This window comes from Mesorhizobium sp. SARCC-RB16n (assembly GCF_008520305.1).
GTDB lineage: Bacteria > Pseudomonadota > Alphaproteobacteria > Rhizobiales > Rhizobiaceae > Mesorhizobium.
The window spans coordinates 62,665-82,806 of sequence record NZ_ML703290.1; the positions used below are offsets into that span (position 1 = coordinate 62,665).

19 protein-coding genes and 1 pseudogene are annotated in these 20,142 nt (G+C 64.2%); 7 read left to right on the top strand and 13 right to left on the bottom strand.

Annotation, left to right across the window (positions count from 1 at the left end; genetic code table 11):
• The first annotated feature begins 53 nt into the window (after positions 1–53).
• Entirely contained in the window at positions 54–722 is a 669-nt protein-coding gene (locus C7I87_RS29300; protein ID WP_149907497.1) for an NAD(P)-dependent oxidoreductase, read from the top strand.
• A 61-nt stretch (positions 723–783) separates the two neighbouring features.
• Here C7I87_RS29300 and C7I87_RS29305 read toward each other — a convergent pair whose 3' ends face one another.
• The 3 genes and pseudogenes from C7I87_RS29305 to C7I87_RS29320 form a co-directional block, all read right to left on the bottom strand.
• Positions 784–1,137 carry a cupin domain-containing protein gene (locus tag C7I87_RS29305; protein WP_149907498.1) on the bottom strand — a complete coding sequence of 118 codons (354 nt, stop codon included), beginning with the start codon at positions 1,135–1,137 and terminating at the stop codon, positions 784–786.
• A 269-nt stretch (positions 1,138–1,406) separates the two neighbouring features.
• Positions 1,407–2,128, bottom strand: a pseudogene (locus tag C7I87_RS29315) (carbohydrate kinase); the annotation flags it as partial.
• Positions 2,125–2,907, bottom strand: a complete 783-nt coding sequence (locus C7I87_RS29320) for a DeoR/GlpR family DNA-binding transcription regulator (protein WP_149907499.1) — start codon at positions 2,905–2,907, stop codon at positions 2,125–2,127. The gene C7I87_RS29320 and the pseudogene C7I87_RS29315, both read right to left, overlap by 4 nt.
• Positions 2,908–3,088: 181 nt before the next feature.
• Between C7I87_RS29320 and C7I87_RS29325 the strand changes: the two genes are divergently transcribed.
• Genes C7I87_RS29325 through C7I87_RS29335 form a run of 3 tightly spaced genes read left to right on the top strand, consistent with a single transcriptional unit; the run spans position 3,089 to position 6,267 of the window.
• Positions 3,089–4,129, top strand: a complete 1,041-nt coding sequence (locus C7I87_RS29325; protein WP_149907500.1) for a class II aldolase/adducin family protein — start codon at positions 3,089–3,091, stop codon at positions 4,127–4,129.
• A gap of 15 nt (positions 4,130–4,144) precedes the next feature.
• The gene (locus tag C7I87_RS29330; RefSeq protein WP_149907501.1) at positions 4,145–5,419 is read left to right on the top strand and encodes an FGGY-family carbohydrate kinase; all 1,275 of its coding nucleotides are present in this window, start codon (positions 4,145–4,147) and stop codon (positions 5,417–5,419) included.
• Positions 5,416–6,267, top strand: coding sequence for a TIGR01459 family HAD-type hydrolase (locus C7I87_RS29335; protein WP_149907502.1), 852 nt, complete (start codon positions 5,416–5,418; stop codon positions 6,265–6,267). Before C7I87_RS29330 ends, C7I87_RS29335 begins: the two co-directional genes overlap by 4 nt.
• Here the strand turns inward: C7I87_RS29335 and C7I87_RS29340 are convergent.
• Positions 6,254–7,279 (bottom strand): sugar-binding transcriptional regulator, encoded by a 1,026-nt coding sequence (locus tag C7I87_RS29340; RefSeq protein WP_149907503.1) that lies wholly within the window; start codon positions 7,277–7,279, stop codon positions 6,254–6,256. The genes C7I87_RS29335 and C7I87_RS29340 overlap by 14 nt on opposite strands.
• A gap of 154 nt (positions 7,280–7,433) precedes the next feature.
• Here C7I87_RS29340 and C7I87_RS29345 point away from each other — a divergent pair, with 154 nt between their 5' ends.
• Positions 7,434–8,234 (top strand): hypothetical protein, encoded by an 801-nt coding sequence (locus C7I87_RS29345; RefSeq protein WP_149907504.1) that lies wholly within the window; start codon positions 7,434–7,436, stop codon positions 8,232–8,234.
• A gap of 41 nt (positions 8,235–8,275) precedes the next feature.
• Here the strand turns inward: C7I87_RS29345 and ptsP are convergent, their stop codons facing one another.
• Genes ptsP through C7I87_RS29370 form a run of 5 tightly spaced genes read right to left on the bottom strand, consistent with a single transcriptional unit; the run spans position 8,276 to position 12,999 of the window.
• Positions 8,276–10,255, bottom strand: coding sequence for a phosphoenolpyruvate--protein phosphotransferase (ptsP, locus tag C7I87_RS29350; protein WP_149907505.1), 1,980 nt, complete (start codon positions 10,253–10,255; stop codon positions 8,276–8,278).
• 57 nt (positions 10,256–10,312) lie between these two features.
• Entirely contained in the window at positions 10,313–10,693 is a 381-nt protein-coding gene (locus tag C7I87_RS29355) for a PTS glucitol/sorbitol transporter subunit IIA (RefSeq protein ID WP_149907506.1), read from the bottom strand.
• A gap of 26 nt (positions 10,694–10,719) precedes the next feature.
• On the bottom strand, positions 10,720–11,724 hold the full coding sequence (locus C7I87_RS29360) for a PTS glucitol/sorbitol transporter subunit IIB (RefSeq protein ID WP_149907507.1): 1,005 nt from the start codon (positions 11,722–11,724) through the stop codon (positions 10,720–10,722).
• A 16-nt stretch (positions 11,725–11,740) separates the two neighbouring features.
• Positions 11,741–12,508: a PTS glucitol/sorbitol transporter subunit IIC gene (locus C7I87_RS29365; protein ID WP_149907508.1), complete on the bottom strand. Its 768-nt coding sequence runs from the start codon at positions 12,506–12,508 to the stop codon at positions 11,741–11,743.
• Positions 12,509–12,561: 53 nt separating this feature from the next.
• Positions 12,562–12,999 carry a transcriptional regulator GutM gene (locus tag C7I87_RS29370; protein WP_015315467.1) on the bottom strand — a complete coding sequence of 146 codons (438 nt, stop codon included), beginning with the start codon at positions 12,997–12,999 and terminating at the stop codon, positions 12,562–12,564.
• 193 nt (positions 13,000–13,192) lie between these two features.
• Between C7I87_RS29370 and C7I87_RS29375 the strand changes: the two genes are divergently transcribed.
• Complete coding sequence (locus C7I87_RS29375) at positions 13,193–13,834, top strand: hypothetical protein (RefSeq protein WP_149907509.1); 642 nt, start codon at positions 13,193–13,195, stop codon at positions 13,832–13,834.
• 91 nt (positions 13,835–13,925) lie between these two features.
• Entirely contained in the window at positions 13,926–14,600 is a 675-nt protein-coding gene (locus tag C7I87_RS29380) for an HAD family hydrolase (RefSeq protein WP_149907510.1), read from the top strand.
• Between the two features lie 7 nt (positions 14,601–14,607).
• Here the strand turns inward: C7I87_RS29380 and C7I87_RS29385 are convergent, their stop codons facing one another.
• From C7I87_RS29385 to C7I87_RS29400, 4 genes are all read right to left on the bottom strand, one after another.
• Positions 14,608–15,714 (bottom strand): DUF930 domain-containing protein, encoded by a 1,107-nt coding sequence (locus tag C7I87_RS29385; RefSeq protein ID WP_149907518.1) that lies wholly within the window; start codon positions 15,712–15,714, stop codon positions 14,608–14,610.
• Between the two features lie 199 nt (positions 15,715–15,913).
• The gene (locus tag C7I87_RS29390) at positions 15,914–17,005 is read right to left on the bottom strand and encodes an ABC transporter ATP-binding protein (RefSeq protein ID WP_149907511.1); all 1,092 of its coding nucleotides are present in this window, start codon (positions 17,003–17,005) and stop codon (positions 15,914–15,916) included.
• Positions 16,993–18,696 carry an ABC transporter permease gene (locus C7I87_RS29395; protein WP_149907512.1) on the bottom strand — a complete coding sequence of 568 codons (1,704 nt, stop codon included), beginning with the start codon at positions 18,694–18,696 and terminating at the stop codon, positions 16,993–16,995. Before C7I87_RS29395 ends, C7I87_RS29390 begins: the two co-directional genes overlap by 13 nt.
• Before the next feature lie 93 nt (positions 18,697–18,789).
• Positions 18,790–19,776, bottom strand: coding sequence for an ABC transporter substrate-binding protein (locus C7I87_RS29400; protein ID WP_149907513.1), 987 nt, complete (start codon positions 19,774–19,776; stop codon positions 18,790–18,792).
• Positions 19,777–20,142 lie beyond the last annotated feature (366 nt).

Below are 20,142 nucleotides of genomic sequence, written 5' to 3' on the forward strand. Positions count from 1 at the left end.
AACATCAACCTGGGATTGCCTCTTGGGAGGCGTCCCCTTCCGAGGTAGCTATCATGCAAAATTCCGAAACCGATAACATCCGAAATGTCCCGCCCAAGATATTGGTCCTTGGAGCGACCGGCGGCACCGGGCGCCTGATCGTTAGCCAGGCGGTGGAACGAGGGTACGATGTCACCGTGCTCGTGCGCTCTCCCGAAAAGGCGAGCGACCTTAAGGGGGCAAAGCTCGTCGTGGGAGACGCCCGCGACCAGGAGGTCCTACGGCAAGCGCTCAAAGGCCGGAGCGCCGTCATCAGCGCACTTGGTACTCCCGCTAGCCCAGTCCGCGAGGTGGCCCTTCTCTCATCCGCAACGCGGACGCTCGTGAATGCAATGAAGGCCGAACAAGTCTCTCGCCTTGTCGCCATCACGGGCCTCGGTGCCGGGGACAGCGCGGGCCATGGCGGCTTTCTGTTCGACAACGTGGTTTTCCCGCTCCTTTTGCGCAAGGTCTACGCCGACAAGAACCGTCAGGAAGCCATTATCAGGGACAGCGGTCTCGACTGGGTTCTCGTCCGCCCCTCCGTGCTCAACGACAAGCCCAGCCGCGAGACGATCCGCGCGCTCACTGATCTCTCGGGCTTCCATGGCGGAACCATATCGCGCGCAAACGTTGCCAGCTTTGTCTTGGACCAGCTGCGCGACGACACATGGGTGCATCGTTCCCCGTTGATTACCTGGTGAAAGCCAGCGCGCGATCGGCCGTGGTCCTTCTGACTGAGATAACCACGGCCGTCAGGCCGGCTCAGCCGACCCTGACGACAAAATGCTTGGTCACCGGCTCGATGATCTTCCAGGTGCCCTTGAAATCGGCTTCCACCACGAAGGCGTCGCCGGGGCCAACCTCGACCGGCGTGCCACCGTCGGGCGTGATGATGATGCGGCCGGCGATCATGTGCACGAACTCATAGTCGGTGTAGGTGGCATGATAGGTGCCGGGCGACGCCCGCCAGGTTCCCGACATCACCTTGCCGTCTTCCGTCGTGTGCTGGACGGCGGTCTGCATGGTCGGATGGCCCTCGACCACGACCCAGCCGGGCAGATCGCCGGCCTCCGCGTGCTCGACTGCGCCGAATTTGAAGATGCACTTGTTCGTCATGCCGGGCTCCGTTGCTTGATATGTTCGAGGTCGGATAACCGATGCACATGACGGGAGCAATGCCGTGCAATGCGAAACTGGCGCGGCCGCGCATGAGGGAAGGACCCGCCCGCTGCCTGCGCCGACTTGGAGTGCTACGGCTTGTGCGGCGCCGAGACGAGTTCAGCCTTGCGGTGCGCCGTCTCCAGCCCGAGGCCGATGAAGGCGCGTGCATGCTTGGCCAGCGCCATGTATCGGTCCACAGATTGCGCCAGATGGCGGTCTTCTTCGACAGGTTTTCGCCCTTGCCGACGATAGGCATGCAGCGCCGCATTGGAATCGTGGACGCCGTTGTGGATGGCGATCGGCCGCTCGGCATTGCCGAAGCGCTGCTCGCCGATGATGGCGCCGGCGCGTTCGAAACCCGGCATCTGGCCGCGCCAGCCTTCGGCGTCGACCAAGGAGGAGAAATCACGTTCGCGCGGCGCCCACAAATGCGAATGGCAACCGAGATAAGAGACCTCCGAGACTGGCCTGCCGCCAAGGCGTCAGCTCCAGTATTGGGGATAGCCGAGGATCCATTTCGCCGCCGCGAACGCGTCGGGATCGACCTCCTGCAGCCAGAGCATGTGACGGCCATAATTGAAGCCGAGCGGCAGACGCGGCGAGAAGGTCTCGGCGAAATCCGGGATGCGGCGGTCGATCCGCGCCGCGATTTCGGCCGGCGGCTCCTGTTCGTAGTCGAGGATCGGATGGGTCAGCGCCTTGTCGTCGACAAGAGCGAAGGTGCAACCATGCCCCGAGATCATCACCCCTTCGACGTCATGGTTTTCGACCGCATCGCCAAGGCGCCGACCGCCCAATTGTGGAGCTCGGCCTCGTCAAGCACGCTGAAGCCGTGCTGACCCGTCCATTTCGGCTGCGTGCGGCGCCCGTCGAGGATGCGTCCGTCCTGGCCGAAGACGAACAGCTTCGAATTGGTCTTGCCGAAGTCGAGCACCGCCATTTTCACGGGACGGCTCCAAAGGTTGAAGCGATTCGCACCATCACGCCGGCATCCTCCAGCATGCGCGCATCGGCATCGGAGAGCCCGTCATCGGTCACCAGCGTGCCGATGCGCGACAGCGGCAGCGCGACATTGCGCGCGTGGATCGACAGTTTGCGGCTGTCGGCCAGCACCACGATCTGATCGGCGCAGAGACTGAGGTCGACAATGGAGCGTACCAGCAGCGGATGCGATTCCAGCAGCCCTTCCTGATTGAGGCCTTGCGTGCCGAGAAAGAATTTCGAGGCATAGAAGGGCGTTGCCTGAGTCGGTGAATAGATGATGCCGGGCTCGCGGTGCAGGTCGCCGCCGGCAACCGTCAGGCTGCAATGGCCATGGTCGCTCAGATAGGCCGCAAGCGGCATCGAATTGGTGTAGAGCCGAATGTTGCGCTCGGCGAGCTTGACGCCCAGATGGAAGCAGGTCGAGCCGCCATGAACGATGACCGCGTCGCCATCGCGCACCATGGTCGCAGCGATGGCGGCAATCTGCCGTTTGGCCTCGACGGCAAGATCACGGTTCTCGTCATAGGGCCGGGCATAGGCGACGCCCGCATGCGAAGCGCCGTCGAGTGCCGAGATGCCGCCATAGACCTTGCGGGCTTCACCGGCCTCGTCGATGCGGTCGATGTCGCGCCGCACCGTGGCCGCCGACACACCGAGCCGCTCCTGCAGCTCGCGCACGGAAGCGAACGGGCGGTCCCGCAGCAGTTCGACGATCTGACGCTGGCGGCCGAGGTCGCTCAACTCTTTCCTTCCTGAGGCCATTTTCCATGGCAATTGGTGCAACTTACTCAACATTAGTCAGATTGCAAGCTGATTTGACGGTAGTAGATCACTGTTGACGTAGATCGCTCATATCTGCGATATCAACGCCAAACACCGGCCCCGGCGACGGGATTTCGTGCAAATGTTGGAGGAGGGCGCCGTGGCAACCCAGGCTGATGCACAGGAACTGGCCGCCTTGCGGGCGCTTTCGGCCAGCATCGGGCTGAACCCGCATATGACGCAGGCGGCGGGCGGCAACACCTCGCTCAAGGCCGGCGATACGCTGTGGATCAAGGCCTCGGGCACTTGGCTGAAGGATGCGCTCAGCGACGACATCATGGTGCCAGTGGCGATGGCGCCGCTGCTCCAAGCCGTCGACCGGCGCGATCCAGCCGCCGACAAACCACAGGCCTTCGCCATCGAAGAGCTCAATCCGCGCGGCCTGCGCCCGTCGATCGAGACCACGGTGCATGCCTTGATGCCGCAACGCGTGGTTCTGCATGTCCACTGCGTCGACACGATTTCGCTTGCCGTGCAAGCCGATGGCGAGGCCGAGGTCGCCGGGCGGCTGGGCGGCATCGAATGGGCCTGGGTGCCCTATTTCCGGCCGGGCCTGCCACTTGCCCGCGGCATTGCCGAGAAATTGCGGCCTGGGGTCGACGTGCTCATCCTCGGCAATCACGGGCTGGTGGTCGCCGCCGAAACCGTCGCCGAGGCGGAGGCTTTGCTGCACCGCGTCCGGTCGCTGTTGGCGCGGCCGCCGCGCGCGACCGCCGCACCTGATATCGCCGCCTTGACGGTGCTGGCCGGCGACTACCGATTGCCGGCGGATGTCGAAGCGCATGCCGTCGCGCTCGACGCGGAAAGCCTAGATATGGCCGAGGCAGGCAGCCTCTATCCGGACCATGTCATCTTCCTTGGCCAGGGCTCGATCGTTGCGAGGCCGGGCGAGGACGTGGCCGGCGTCACCGCGCGGCTCGGCGCGGCACCCGTGGCGATCCTGTTTCCCGGCGCAGGCGTGCTGATGCGCGGCGACGCCAGCGCCGGCTCCGATGCCATGCAGCGCTGCCTCGCCGACGTGACCGCGCGCGTCGATGTTGCGGCACGGCTGAACTATCTCACCGCCGCCGAGAATGACGAGCTGGTCAACTGGGACGCCGAGCAGTATCGCCAGAAGCTCAACGCCGCCAGCACGGCCTGACAGGGGACGGACGGCATGACGCCACTTGTCGTCGGCATCGACATCGGCACCTCCGGCGCCCGCGCCGTCGCCATGCGTCCGGATTTTTCCATTGCCGGCCAGTCCGCCGTCCGGCTCGACAAGTTCGGTCAAAACCCTCGCGACCCCTCGGCATGGTGGCAAGCGGTCCAGGCGGCGCTGGCGGAGCTGCTTTCGGGCATCGACCGCGCCGCGGTCCGCGCCATCGCCGTCGACGGCACGTCGGGCACGCTGCTGCCAGTCGACATCGAGGGGCGGCCTCTGGCCGAACCGCTGATGTACAACGACAAGGTCGACGATGGCGACATCCTGGCCATCGTCGCCCGCGAGGCGCCGGAAGCAAGCGCCGCCCACGGGGCGACTTCCGGCCTCGCCAAGGCGCTCCGGTACCAGCATCTACCAGGCATAGCAGCCGTGCTGCATCAGGCCGACTGGATCGCCGGCAACCTGTCCGGACGCTTCGACGTCAGCGACGAGAACAATGCGCTCAAGACCGGCTATGACGTCGAGGCGCGCCGCTGGCCGGACTGGATCGCGGCCACCGGCATGCGCATGGACCTGCTGCCTGATATCGTCGAGCCGGGCGATGTCATCGGCACACTCACTGCAACCGCTGCGGAACTTTTCGGCCTGCCGCGCGGCGTGGCCGTGGTCGCCGGCACCACGGACGGCTGCGCCTCGTTCCTGGCGACGGGCGCCACAGCGGCCGGCGACGGTGTCACGGCGCTGGGTTCCTCGCTGACCATCAAGATCCTGTCCGACCGGCCGATCTCGGCGCCGCGCTTCGGCATCTACAGCCATCGGCTCGGCGATGTATGGCTGGCGGGCGGCGCATCGAATTCCGGCGGCAAGGTGCTGGCCCAGAATTTTCCGCTGGCGCGGATCATCGAACTCAGCGCCATGATCGACCCTACGACCGAGACCGGCCTCGACTACTATCCGCTCAGCACCGTCGGCGAGCGGTTTCCCATCGCCGATCCGGCGCTACCGCCGCGTCTCACCCCGCGGCCTGCCGACGATGCCGATTACCTCAAGGCGATGTTCGAGGGCATGGCGGCGATCGAAGCGCTTGGCTACGGCAGGCTGGCCGAACTCGGCGCGCCGGCCCTGACCTCCATCCGAAGTGTCGGCGGCGGCGCCGCCAACCCGGCGTGGAGCGCGATCCGGCAGTGCAAACTCGACGTCGCTTTCCTACCGGCATTGTCGGACGAGGCCGCTACAGGTACGGCACGGCTGGCGCTGAAGGGCGCAAGCGAGGCAGGGCTTCAATGAATACGAAAAAGATCGAACGCCTCGACGGTATCGCACCGCTGGCGGAACGCTACAAAGTCTTCCTGCTCGACCAGTTCGGCGTGCTGCATGACGGCCAAGCCCCGTATCCCGGGGCGGTAGAGGCTTTGTCCGCACTAAAGCACGTCGGCAAGACGGTGGTGCTGATTTCCAATTCCGGCAAGCGTGCCAGGCCCAACGAAGAACGCCTGCTGAAGCTCGGCTTTTTAGCCGGTAGCTGGGACCATTTTGTGTCCTCCGGCGAGGTGGCGTGGCGACGTTTCCACGAGATGGCGGCGGCGGGAATGTTGCGGTCCGGCACGAAATGCCTGCTGATCAGCCGCGACGGCGATCGCAGCGCAATCGAAGGCCTGCCCTTCGCGCTGACAAAGACCGGCGAAGACGCCGAACTGGTGCTGATCTCGGCCAGCGAAGGCGACCGCCACGACCTCGATCATTATCGCCGGCTGCTCGCCCCGGCAGCAGCGCGGCAAGTACCGTGCTTTTGCACCAATCCGGACAAGATCATGCTGACGGCGGTCGGACCCCGCTTCGGCGCCGGCGAGATCGCCGATCTCTATGAAAGCCTGGGCGGCAACGTCACCCGCATCGGCAAACCCTATCCGGCGATTTTCGACGCGGCTTTGGCGCTGACCGGCGAACCGGAGCGCGGCAATGTGGTCTGCGTCGGCGACAGTGTCGAACACGATATTGCTGGCGGCAATGGTGTCGGCATCGCAACGGCACTGGTGCTGGGTGGGATATTGGCCGACACGCCTGACCTTGCCGCTGTTTTCGACGAACACAAGGCCTGGCCGGACTACACCATGGGCTCTTTCAGCTTTCGCTGACCGCCTCGAGCATGCGCCTGGCGCTTTCCTCGTCGGTGATCAGGATCGTCGGCGCGACGAGCGTCATGGCGCCGAGCAGCGCTTCCGTCTTCTCTTCGCCGCCGGAGGTCAGAATGCGGATCGGCGCCTTGCGCAGCCGGTCGACGTCCACCGACATCACATGGTTGTTGACGGGATGGTCGACCAGATCGCCATTGCGGTCGTAGAAATGGAACAGGAGGTCGCCGACGGCGCCGCGCGCCAGCAGCGCCTCCCGGTCCGCTTCCCTGAGGAAGCCGCCGCGCGAGAAAGTGGTGGCCGAAGCGATGCCGCCGACGCTCAACAGAACGGCATCGAGCGCGTCGGCCATTTCAAAAACCTCCTGCAGGCCGCAGCGTTCGATCAGCGCGATCTTGGTCTCGACGCTGTCGACGACGGCCGGCGTCGGCATCAGATAACCATCGCCCTGGAATATCTGGGCAAAGCGCCAGGCGAACTCGGCCGGGTTGACCCGGCGCGCGACGCCGACGCCGCCAAGCAGCGAAATCACCTTGAAATCGGTCAGCGATTTGGCGCTGATGAACGGCAAGGTGTGGAACAGCGTATTGCCCCAGCCGACGCCGACCTGCATGCCGGACTTCATCGCGTCGGACAGGAACATGCCGGTCTTGGCGGCGATCGCCGGGATCGGGTCGGCATTGGCCGCGGTCAATGGCGCCACCAGCGCCTGCTGCAGGCCGAAGGTCTTTTCGAGCGCGCGTTCCAGCCGCACGATCTCCAAAAGCTCGCTCTCGATGGTGATTTTGACCTCGTTGCGCGACCGCGCCTCCGCCAGCATGCGCACGATGGTGACGCGGCCGACACCGAGCACATCGGCGATCTCGTTCTGCGTCATCTGCTCGACGAAATACATCCAGGCGGCGCGGATCCTGAGGCGGTCTGTCCGGCTCTCGCTGACGACCTGCTCTGTCGCTTCCGCCCCTGTCCTCCTTTCGTCGGCCCGCCTTTCGTCGGTTTGTCGTCCCCTGGCCAAATCATCCCTCCCCCGCGGCGGCGGACGCGCGCCGTCGCCGATTCTGCATGCTGGTCTAGTATCGCCTATTGATCTACCAATCGATAGGAACAATGTAGAGTCGGTGGCCGGCCCATGCAGCTGGCCCCGCACGGCACTTTCGAGGCAAACCGCGATGCTGCGACAAATATCCGAGGACGTCCGCGTCAACCTCAAGGACCGGCTGCGGGAACTCCGCGACATCATCCGCCAGAGCCGTCATGACGGCGCCAGCGAGGCCAGCCTGCTGCACGAAGCGACCAGCCATCTGCCGCCGTTTCCGGGCAAAGGCATCGAAGGCCTGCTCAGCCATGCCGCGAGTGCCGTCGACGAAGCGCTATCGATCGCCGAATCCTTCGTTCCGCATGAACGCCCGATAAGGGTCGATGGAACGACCGTCAAAGGTCTCGGCACCTATTTTCCGGCCGGAGACGAAGAACGGCAATTGAGCGCCGAGCGCCTGTTCCGCCGCGACATGTACTATCTGACCAAGGCGGTGCTTGCCGGGCTGAAGATCGACCATGCCCGCATCCATGAAGCTGGGTTCGCCGCGGCCCACGCGGCCATGCGCAAGCGCCATGGCGAACTGTTGGCCGCGCTGGCCGCGCCTGGTGCTGGACTGCAGGCGATCGCGGCGACGTGTTCGGCGTTGCTGGTCGAGTGCCTCGACCAGCGTCCGGTCCGCTTTGGCGAAGCAACGCCGGAAACGACTGCCCCTGGCGGCCGGGTGCTCGACGTAAGCTGCCTTGCGCCGGTCGTCCTGGCTTGCGGCCTGGCGACAACCGGCCGCGACGGCGCGCCGGAGCCCGACATGCTGGAAATCGCGATCCTGGCCGCCGATATCCGCCGCGAGCGCATCGTCCAGGCCTGTGCCAAGGCGAACCCGGTCGATGAATTGACACCTGTCTTCGCCACCTTGCTTGCGCATTTGCCTTAAGGGCTCCAGCGCGTTCCATAAGACAGTGCGGCTGCGCAGGGCTACTTCCCGGCCGCCATCGCCGTGATCGTCTTCTTGGCGCGCTGGATCGAGGCCGGGCTCATCGACAGCTCGGTGAGACCCATCTCCAGGAAGGCCGGAATGAGATCCGGCCGGCCCGCCGCCTCGCCGCACATGCCCACCATGATGCCGGCGGCGACGCCGGCCCTGGCCGTCAGCTCGATCGCCGACATGACGGCCGGATTGGTGACGTCGTTGAGCTTCGCAACGGTCGGGTTGAGCCTGTCGGCGGCCATGATGTACTGGGTCAGGTCGTTGGTGCCGATCGAGAAGAAGGCCACCTCCTTGGCCAGTGCCGGCGCGATCAGCACGGCGGCCGGGGTCTCGATCATCACGCCGAGATCGAACGTCGCGTGCGGCACGCCCTCGGCCTTGAGTTCGGCGGCGCATTCATCGACAAGAACGCGCGTCTGCCGCACCTCGCCAAGATCGGAGACCATCGGCAGCATCACCTTGATGTTGCCGTGCACGGCGGCCCGCAGCAGCGCCCTGAGTTGACGCTTGAAGATATCGGGCCGGTCGAGGCACATGCGGATGCCGCGCCAGCCGAGGAATGGATTTTCCTCGTCGGGAAACTCGATGCCGGCAATCGGCTTGTCGCCGCCGATGTCGAGCGTGCGCACGATGACCGGATAGGGCGCAAACGCCTTGGCCAGCGCCGCATAGGTTTCGGCCTGCATGTCTTCCGAAGGAAGGTGCATGTGGCGCATGAACAGGAGCTCGGTGCGGAACAGGCCGACACCCATGGCCCCGGCTTCCTGCGCCGCCTCGATCTCCTCCAGCGACCCGATATTGGCAGCGACCTCGATGACCCTCCCGTCCGCCAGCTTCGGCGTCACTGTCTTGAAGGCGGTCAGGCCGGCACGCTCCTTCGCCGCCGCTTCGACACGGCCGGCGAAATCGGCGCGCGTCGCTGCATCGGGGTCGATGATCACCTGTCCGCTGTTGCCGTCGAGCGCCACCTCGTTCGCCGTGCGCAAGGCATCGATCCGGTCGCCAAGGCCCAGCACCGCCGGAATGCCATGCGAGCGGGCGATGATGGCGATGTGCGAAGTGGCGCCGCCGTGGCCGCACACCACGCCGCCGATGCGTTTCAGGGGCGCACGCGCCAGATCCCAGGCACCGATGTCATCGGCGATCAGGATCGCACCCTGCGGGATATTTTCGAGGCTGACGTCGTCTTGGCCCAGCAGCACCAGGCAAATCTGCCGTCCGACCGCGTGGACATCGTCCGCCCGTGCGTTGAGATAATGATCGTCGACGGCGCTGAAATCGGCGGCGATGGTGGAAGCGGCGGTGATCGTGGCCGAGACCGCGTCATTGCCGCCCTTGATCGCCTTCTCGGCCTCGCCGGTCAGGCTGTCGTCGGCTGCGATATCGCGAAGTGCCGCGACGATGCCGCGGTCTCCCGCCGACAGACTATCCTGCGCCAGCGCCCGATCCATGCGCGCCTGGACAGCGCCGACGGCGGCGCGGAATCTGTCGATCTCGCCGGCGATTTCTTCTGGCTGCAACATGCGGCCCTGTCCGGCGAGGTCAGGCGGGAAATGCGCGAAGGCGGGTCCGATGGCGACGCCCTCGCTTGCGGCGACACCACGCAAACCACTGCTTGCGTCGCCTGATGCAGCCGGCGCGGATTGGGGCGCGGGCGCCGCTTCCTTGCCTGCGTCATTCGCCGGGGCGTGCGCTTCTTCGTCGTCGAGACCCGCCTTGGGGTTCTCGAGATAGCCGATCAGTGCCTCGATCGCCTCGATGGCATCGGCGCCGTTCGCCCGCACGGTGACTTCCTGGTTTTCCTTGACCGCCAGCAGCATAAGCTTGACGGAGCTCTTGGCGCTGACCGCCTTGCCGTCCTTGACCAGTTCGACGTCGGATTCGAAACCCTTGGCGAGCTTGACGAAGCGCGTGGCGGGACGGGCGTGCAAACCTTCATGCACTCTGACGATGGTCGAGCGTTCCATGGCAAATACTCTGCTTTTTTGGGCACCAAAGCCAGACTGGCCGGGGCGCGAATGCTTTCAGGCGGCGATGGTGATGATCGCGTCTGTCTTCAGCGCGGCCACGAGGGCTTGCGTATCGACCTGCGATGCGCAGATCTCGCCCGGCCTTTCGGCCTCGATGGCGCCGTTGAACGAGATGACGACGTGGCCCATCTCGAGGACCTTGCTCCAGGCGCTGGCACCGACGGCGGTTATGGTGGCGATAACCGGACCAAGGGTGATCGACGCGCCCTTTTCAGGCGCGCCGTCGCTGGGTCCGATCTCCGTCTTGTGGAGCACGGACACCTCGGCAAGCTCCGGCGGCGAGCCATCCGCGAACAGGATGACCACGCCCCCTTCGGCGAGGTCCGCCACTTCGGGTCCTATTGCCGTGACCCGTGTCTTGAGAAGAACCGACATATGGCGAACCTCGTTATTTCCGGTGTTTAGAACACGATCAGGGAGAAGACCCAGGCAATCAGCACCGAGACCGGGCCCATGATCTGGCGGCTGATGAGAACCGCCGGCACGCCGATTTCGATGGTTTTCGGCTTGGCCTCGCCGAGCGCCAGGCCGACCGGAACGAAGTCGCAGCCGACCTGGGTGTTGTAGGCAAACAGCGCCGGCAGCGCCATTGCCGGCGAGATCGTGCCGTTGGCGATCTGCGGGCCGATGATGGCAACGCCGATGACCTGCGCGATGACAGCGCCTGGCCCCAGGATCGGCGACAGGAACGGCAGGCCGCAGATCGCCGAGATGACCAGCAGGCCGACGATGTTGTTGGCCAGCGGACCCATCGGCTGCGCCAGCACGTCGCCGATGCCGGTGTACAGGATGAGGCCGATGAGCATGGTCACGAAGGCCATGAACGGCAGCACGTTGCGCACCACCTGGTCGATCGTGCGGCGACCGGCATTGAAGAAGATGCCGACCACACGGCCCATGACGCGGCCGATCGAGCTGATCAGGCCGATCAGCCCGCCTTCGCTCGGCAGCGGCTTTGGCGCAGCGGCTGGAGTGCTGGTGTTTGAACTCATCGATGCTGCTCCCCCCGCAGTGGTGACCGCTTCGGATCCGTCCGCCATTGTGACGTTGGCCGGCTTCACGCCCGAAACGTAGATGTCCTCGGTGATGAACTGGGCGAGCGGCCCAGCCTGGCCGACCGGCGTCAGGTTGACGGTCGGGATACGCTTGCGCGGATAGACGCCGCATCTTGCGGTGCCGCCGCAATCGACGACGACAACCGCCATCTCGCCTTCCACCGGCGGCGCCTTGAAGCCGTCCACGGCTGTGGCGCCGGTCATGTCGGCGATGAGTTGGGCCACGGGATGGATGCCGCCACCGGTGACGGAGACGACCTTGTCGCGCTGCGCGGTCGGCTCGATGACGAGCGGGCCGCCCCAGCCGGCGGAGCCCCGGGAGATTTTTACGGCTTTGTATGTCTTGGCCATGATGTCCTCCCCGCCCTTACAGCTCGACGCCCTGGCGGCGTGCCATGATGGCGGTGATGCGCTCGGTCAGCATGCCCTTGAGCAGGATGACGACGAGACCGACGATCGCGTACCAGATCGCCACCTTGACGTGATAGCCAGGGGCGATGACGCCCCGCTTCTCAAGATCGAGCAAGGCCACGAGCATGCCACCCCAGACGAAATATTCGCCAGGGTTGATGTGCGGGAAGAGGCCGAGCGGCGGATGCACGTAGGACACGGCCGCGTCGTAGAAGGCGGGTTTGTGCTTTTCTTCCAAAAACGTGCCGAAGGTGTAGGCCATCGGATTGGTGAGGAAGAACACCGCCAGCACCGGCAGCACCGTATAGCGGGTCAGCGCGATCCGGCCAGCACCACGCGCCAGGCCGTGGACACGCTCTTCGCCGACCAGTTCGGTGACGGCGTAGAACGCGGTCATCAGCACGACAAGTGTCGGGATGATGCCGGTGACAAAGCCGGCAAAAACCTCGCCACCCTTCTGGAAGATGCCGATGAAGTACTTGCCGATGGCAGTGAGCCAGCCAAGCTGCTCTTCCTGCTGCACGTTTTTCAGCTGTTCCTTCAGCTGATCGGCGGTGACCGGCGCGCTGTCGGTCTGCGCCTGTGCCAGGACCACGAGATGATCGGAAGCATGCTCGACGGCGAGCTTGCCATGCAATGCGGCATCCGAAACCATGGCACCCGCGACATGCAAATTGTGCACGGCCATGTCGGCATGCTGCGCCAACAACGAAAATACAGACATTTCTCCTCCTTATGCCGGCCCGCCGGTTTATCCCGGTCGGCGCACGGCCTCCTCTATGCCCTTGCTACGTTCAAGCCGGCCAGGCCCGGCTTCTTCCCCGGCTCCGACCGTGCTTTGTCGATCTGTTCGATCGCCCGCTTCACGGCCTCGGCCACACCGGGTTCCCCCTCCCCCATGATCGCAGGGTTGGACCGGAGTCGATCGAGGGGAACACCCTCGAATTCTTCATGTCGCTTGAATTTGGTGAACACGGAACGGCCGCTCATCACCATCATGCGGCGCACGATCAGGTCAGGCGTCACCACGACCAGCGCGATGGTTCCCTTGGCAAATCGGCCGCGAAAATTGCCGGCGCCGACGAAGCCGTCCTTGTACTGATCGGTGACGCCCCGGAAGACATCCGAATAGTGCCGCATCTGCAGCCAGACGCCGAGCGACTGCAGCGCCCACACAATAACCAGCAGAAGCAGTCCCCACTGCCAAATCGCCATTCGGTTTCTCCTCCCGAAGCCTCAATTGAAGCGCACCTTGGACCGGCGCGCGACAACAGCAAAGTGAGAACATTTGTTTCCGCGAATGTCAATATGTATGATATTGCCCTCAACCATGGTCATCCACAGGGCCGCCGCGCGATTTCGGCGAGGGCACGACTGTGCTAGCCTGTGGGGAAACGGGATACAGGAAATGGAACTGCCCTTCAGGGATGAACTGGCCCTCATGCCCGACCTGCGCCACCGGCTGCGGCAGTTGCGCTGGTTCCGCGCCACCTTCCGCGGCAGTGCCAAGGTGGTTTCGGACACATTCGGCGTACGCTTCGAAATCGACGAGGCGAAGCTGACCCGGGCTTTTCTCGACTGGGTCGAGGTCATGGAAGCGCAGAAGCGCTTTGCCGCGATCGACCGCGCCGACTTCATCGTCTTTGCCGCCGGTCTCGTGCTGCGCGAACTGATAAAACAGGCACCGGCCAGGGAGATATCCGGCCTTACCCAGCTCATCGAAACGGACCAGAATGCCGGCACGCTGGACATCATCCGCTTCTGGCCGGAAGGCTTTCTCTACACCAATTACTGCGTCTCGGTGATTTCGGCCATCTACGAGCAGGAGTTCGGCTCGGCGCCCAGTATCGACAAATGCGCCGACGACCTGCGCACCTGGTGGTCCTATCGCGAGAACGTCACCGAAATGCCGGCCTATGCCGTGGCTTTCCTCGATCGCTTCCTCGGCGCGGAACCGAATTGGATCACGCCCGACCGCGCACAGTCGCGGCAGGCCATGCAACGGGCGCTCGGATCCTCCCGCGCCAGCGATGCCTTACGCCAGCTTTGAATTGGCCACTAATGCCGCGTTCCCCGCTATTGAACATTTGACTTTTTATCGATAGCGATGTGCGGATTCTGACAGAGGCCGGGAGAAACGCGTGGCGCCGTCAAGACTGATTATTTTCGATTGCGACGGCGTTCTCGTCGACAGCGAGCCCTTGGCCGCGAAGGCCTATGAGCGTGTCTACGACAAGCATGGCATGCCTGGCGTCCACGGCGGCATCATCGCCCAGTGCGTCGGCATGAAACAGGCCGACATCATCGTCAGGATCAAGGAATTGACCGGCCATCAGTTTCCCGCGGCGGCCGACGGCGATATCTGGGCGGAAACAAAAGTACTTTTTACCGAAGAGTTGAAGCCAACGCCTGGAATAGGCTCGTTTCTGGAAATGCTTGCAGGCGATCGCTGCGTTGCCTCGTCATCGTCCGTCGAGCGCATACACCACAGCCTGGCGGTGACCGGGCTGGCGCGGTTCTTCGGCGATGCGATCTACAGCTCCTCGATGGTCAAGAACGGCAAGCCTGCGCCCGATATTTTCCTGCTCGCCGCCGCCAGGATGGGCGCCAACCCGGCCAACTGCATCGTCATCGAGGATTCGCCTTTCGGCATCCAGGGCGCGGTTGCCGCCGGCATGACGGCGATCGGCTATACCGGTGGCGGACATACTTATGCGGAGCATGCCGCACGGTTGACGGCGGCCGGCGCCGATTTCATCTGCGCCGACTGGAATGAAGTTAGCCGGCAATTGTCGGGGCTCGGCGTGCCGGCCTAGGCTGAGACTAGAGAGGCCGCGGCCATTCGCTGCGTGGGATTTGAGCTCCGACACGGAAGTTGAACGACAACACCCTCGTCGCGTCGGTATCGACCTCGCACCGGAAACTCAGCCGGTACCATGTGGTCATCGTGCTGAAGGCGGCCTGCGGAGGGCTAAGAACATTGCCCACCTTCAGCGGAATGGTTGGCAACCATTTGGGAGTATAGTCCGCATTCTGTAATTCCTGGTCCAACACGTTGGCGCAAAGGTTGGCAACACGCTGATCGCGAGGCACGCCGGTCATGGAGCTTGCGGCCAGCGCATCGCCGGTTGCGCCCTGCGAGTAGAGCTTTCGAACACCCGGAAGACCGGAATAGATCGGCGATCCCCCAGCGGCAGTGTTCGCGGGATTTGATGTCTCTCCGCTCCCGCTTCGCGGCTTCAAGGTCTTGGCGGATCTGAACTTCATCGGCTTTGCGGGTTTGGGCTTTGCCTTTTCGGCCGGGGTCGGTGGCTCGGGTTTACCGCCGGCATCGGCCGCCAACGGCGTTGGCGCCGCGGCTGCGGGCTTTTCGGCGGTTTGTGCTGCCGCCTCCCGTTCGTCTGCCTGCTGTTTGTCCGTGTCCTGGGTCGCCGGCTTTTCCTCGTTCTGTGCCAGCTTGGAGTCCGCGGGTGCCGAAGATGGGGTCTCTGCGGGCTTGGGCACGGCGGGAGGCTTCGAAGTGTCATCCTTGGACGGCGACGGCGCATTGTCTTGGGCACCGCTTCCATCGAGGGATTTCTTCGGCCCGGTATCCTTGTCGCCATACTGAAAAACGCGCTTCAGAACCGGAGCGTCCAATGGCTTACGCGGCTCCTCCGGCGGCTTTTCAACCTTGGGTTCTGGGGGCTTTTCGGCTTTGGGTTCCGGCGGCTTTTCGGCTTTGGGTTCCTTTGGTGGCGGCACGGGTTTCGGTTTTGGCTGCTCGGGCGGCGGCACGAGCGCGACATTGACCGGCTGCTCCTCCTGCGGCTGTTGGGGTGGCGTGGGTATGCCATAGACCAGGAGTGCCACGACAAGCGCATGCAGGATCAGCGATGCGGGGATACCCCACAGCAAATTCCGACGCCGCTCTCCTGTCTCGTCCTTCATCCTGACCGATGTGGAATGAAATCGCGGCGGCTTCAAGCACAGGCGCCGAATTGGGGCTATTTTGCCGCTGACAGCTTGGTGATCTCATTGATTGCGCACGAGGCAGCGCTACTGAGGTGTGTTGGTGCGACATCGAGCAGGATACGATCATTGCCGCTGCTCACGGCTGGTGCGGCCCTTCTCGCCGAAGCCGCCGAGCCTATCCAGCATCATCACGAGCCGTCCCCGTCGCCGGGATCAGCCAGCCGGATTTTATGCGCAGGCGCGCCTGCGCCCCGCTCTCCAGCACAACTGGATCGGGCTGTTCGAAATGCAAGGTGAGGTCGGGACCGGCGGCCGGCACGAATTCGATGCGCGCCGCGCCGCCCTGGTAGACCGCCCGCTTGACGAGACCGTCGAAGCCCGAGGCATCGGCAGAAATCTCGATATCGGCGGAGCGGCAGCAGAGTCTGGCGGCGGCGCGCGGCCGCTCGCCAGGCCGGCAACGGACCACCAGCTCCCTCCCGAGAACCCGGACCTTGCAATGGCCGCCTTCCTCGCCAGTCAGCACGTCCGCCGGAAGCAGGATGCCTTGCGAAATAAAGGAAGCGACCATTTCGTTTGCCGGCTCATGGTAGAGCTCGCGTGGCGTCGCGAGCTGCGCCAGGCGCCCATGGTCCATCACAGCGATGCGGTCGGCCAGCGCCATCGCCTCGGCCTGATCGTGGGTGATGTAGACGATCGTCGTGCCCGTGCGCTTGTGGAAGGCGGCGAACTCGTCCTCCATCGAGGCCCTCAGATGGACGTCGAGATTGGCGAGCGGCTCGTCGAACAGCACCAGCGACGGCGCGGCGACAAGGCAACGCGCCAGGGCCACGCGCTGGCGCTGGCCGCCGGAAAGATTCGCGGGCCGGCGCTCACCCAGGCCCTGCAAATTGACCAGGGCAAGCGCGTCTTCCACCTTTTGACGCGCAACCGCCTTGTCGAGCCTGGCCACCTTCAGCGAATAGCCGATATTCTCGGCGACGCTCATGTGCGGCCACAGCGCGTAGTTCTGGAAGACGATGCCGACGCGCCGCTTTTCCGGCGCGACGCTGCCGCCGCTGTTCGAAACGACATCGCCGCCGATGCGGATTTCGCCAGAGGTCACTTTCTCGAATCCCGCCACGAGCCGTAGCAACGTCGTCTTGCCGCAGCCGGAAGGCCCGAGCACCGCCAGAAACTCGCCGTCGCCGACATCGATCGAGACGTCCTTGACCGCGTCGAAATCGGCGAAGCTCTTGGTCACATGGTCCAAGGTCAGTCGCGCCATGGCAGAACTCCGCTCGGAAGATGAGGGGCAAGCAGGTTTGTCACCAGCATCAGCATGAAGGTGACCGCGACGGTGATGACGGACATCGCCGCCGCGTAGTTGGAATCGCCGCCCTGCTCGAAGGAGAACATGACAACGCCGATGGTCTCCGAGCCCGACGACCACAGCAGCGCCGAGACGGTGAGTTCGCTGAGCGCCGTCATGAAGATCAAGAGGCCGCCTGCAATCGCCGCCGGTGCGACCAGTGGAAAGACGATGGTGCGCATGCGCGTGAACAGGCCGGCGCCCGCCACCTGTGCGGCCTCTTCCAGCGCCCGGTCGATCTGGTGATAGCCGCTGATGGTCGGCCGCAGCGCCAGCACAAGGAAGCGGGCGAGATAGGCATAGAGGATGATCCAGACGGTGTTGTAGAGCTGGATGCCGGTCAGCGGGATCGGCCGCAGGAACAACAGCAGCGAAGCGATCGCCAGCACCACGCCGGGCAAGGCATAGGGCAGTTCGACCGACAAATTGAGCAGCCGCACCCAACGCTGCTTGCCCCAGGCGATGAGATAGCCAACCGGCACGGCAACGATAACAGCGAAGAAAGCGGCAGCGATCGACAGCCAGAAACTGTTGAAGAAGGCGCGATTGGCGGCATCATGCTCGAACAGCACGAAACGGTAATTGTCGAGCGTCGCCGTCTTGGCGGTGAGTGCGATGCCGTAGCCCGGCACCAGCGAGGTCAGAACCAGCCCGAACAGCGGCAGGACCAGCACCAGCATGATGAGCAGCCACATGCCGGCCTGGACGATTTGCCGCCAACGGCCGAGTTCGTAGGGTTCGGCCGGCAGCGATGTCGAAGAGATGCGGTAGTCGCGGCGGCGGCTTGTCACCTCCTGGGCGAGGATGCCGGCCATGGCGATGATGCCGATCAGCACGGACAGGAACGCGGTCTCGCCGAGCACCGCCGGACCGCCGCCGGCCAGCTTCTGATAGATGAGCGTCGGCAGCACCAGGTAGTTGGCGGGAATGCCGAGAAAGGCCGGAATGCCGAAATTGCCGACGCAGGAAACGAAGGCAAGTGCGGCCGCCGTCATGATCGAGGGCGTCATCAAGGGCAGCACGATGGTTACCAGTACGGTGAACCAGTTCGCACCGCCGGCACGTGCGGCCTCGACCAGTTCGCGCGGCAGCTTGCGCAGGCCCGCACGCACCAGCAGGAAGACCAGCGGGCCGTATTGGACGCCAAGCAGCAGGATGATGCCCGAGGTCGAATAGAGCGGGTTCTTCGTGCCGAGCGGCGGCGCAGCGCCGAACAGCTTCAGGAACGGACTCGCCGGGCCGAACAATTGCAGCCAGGCCAGCGCCGTCACCTGCGGCGCGATCATCAGCGGCATGACGTAGCAGAGCACCAGGGCGCTTCGGCCACGCATATCGGTCAGCGAGACGAGCACGGCCACCAGCGTTCCCGACAGCACCGCCAGTAGAGTGCCGCCAATGCCGACGACCAGCGTGTGCCAGGTAGCGATCCAGGTGGCCGGACTTCTCAGCCCGGCCTCCACGGCCACGGTCGACAAGACGCCGCCGGGTGCCACGATCTCCTTGATGAGGCACAGCATGGGCAGCAGCGAAAGCAGGACGATGACGACGGCCACCACCGCCGTCAGGACCATTTCCTGGCCCCGGCTTTCCCTGATTCGTGCCGACATGATTGATTTCCTGGGATCGGTCGATCGATACGATCACGTTTCGCCGGAACTGGCGAGATGCCGTCGAGACGGCATCTCGCCCTGACTGTCGGCTCAGCCGCCGAACAGTTCCGAGAACTTTGCTTTGTCGGCGTCGGTCTTGGCGACGATCGCCTTGGTATCGAACGGCATCACCTTGACCTTCACGCCTTCCGGCAGCCAGTCGGGACGGCCGACCGAGGCGCGTGCCGGCAGGTAGCCCATGGACAGCGCCAGCTTCTGGCCTTGATCGGACAGAATGAAATCGACGAACTTCTTGGCGCCATCGACGTTCTTGGCAGTTTTCATGATGGCGACCGGCTCGGTCACCGCAGGCACGCCTTCGCTGGGGAACACGAACTCAACCGGCGAGCCCTTCTTCTTGGCGTTCATCGCCATGAAATCGACCAGGATGCCATACGGCTTCTCGCCCGATGCCACCGACTTCAGCACCGCGCCATTGCCGCGCACGCTGACGGTGTTGTTGGTCTTCAGCTTCTGGAAGAAATCCCAGCCATAGTTGGTATCGCCGGCGAAGCCCGAAAGCAGGTAGGCGGCGGCACCTGAATAGAGCGGGCTCGGCATGACCACGCCATCGGCATAGGCAGGCTTGGCGAGGTCCGCCCAATGCTGCGGCTTTTCGGCGGCGGCGGTGTTGTAGACGATGCCGGTGGTGATCAGCTTGCTGCCGAAATAGGTCTTGCCGGCGTCATAGGCATCCGCGTCAATGCCGTCGAGCTTGGCCTCGGGATAGGCCATCAGCCGGTCGTCCTTCTTCAACAATTCCATTGAGACCGCGTCGGCGATCAGCAGTACGTCGGGCTGCGGGCTGCCTGCGGCGAACTCGGCCGCCATCTTGGTCAGGATGTCGCTGGTTCCGGAGCGATAGATGGTGACGTCGATGCCGGGCTGCGCCTTCTTGAAGGCGTCCACGGTCTTGGCCGCGTCGGCTTCCGGCTGGGATGTGTAGAGCGTCAGTGTTTCGGCACTTGCCGCGCCGGCAAACAAAGTTGCCGCGAGCGTCAGCTGGCTGGCCAGCAGCTTGATGAATAGCGTCTTCATGAGACCTCCTGTCCTGTCTTATTCGACCGGTCCGGCCCTGGCCGGTTCCCCGTCGCCTCCTCCTGCACGGCGCATATGACTGGTGGATGACACCGCGCGCCGACGCTTGGATCAAGATCAAATCAGGGCCGCCTTCTCGGACGAGAAGCGCGGCAACGCCAACAGTCGCGAGCAGGAAACCGTGGAACCACCGTTCCACGATCCTCATTCGCGGTGGCCTTGGGTAAGGCTCAGTCGGGATGAAATGCGGGTGGGCGGGCAGCAGGTAAAGCGGCGCGGAGATCGAGGCTAGACCAGCATGCCCATCGGGTTTTCGATCAGCTTCTTGAAGACGACCAGCAGTTCCGCCCCTAGCGCTCCGTCGAC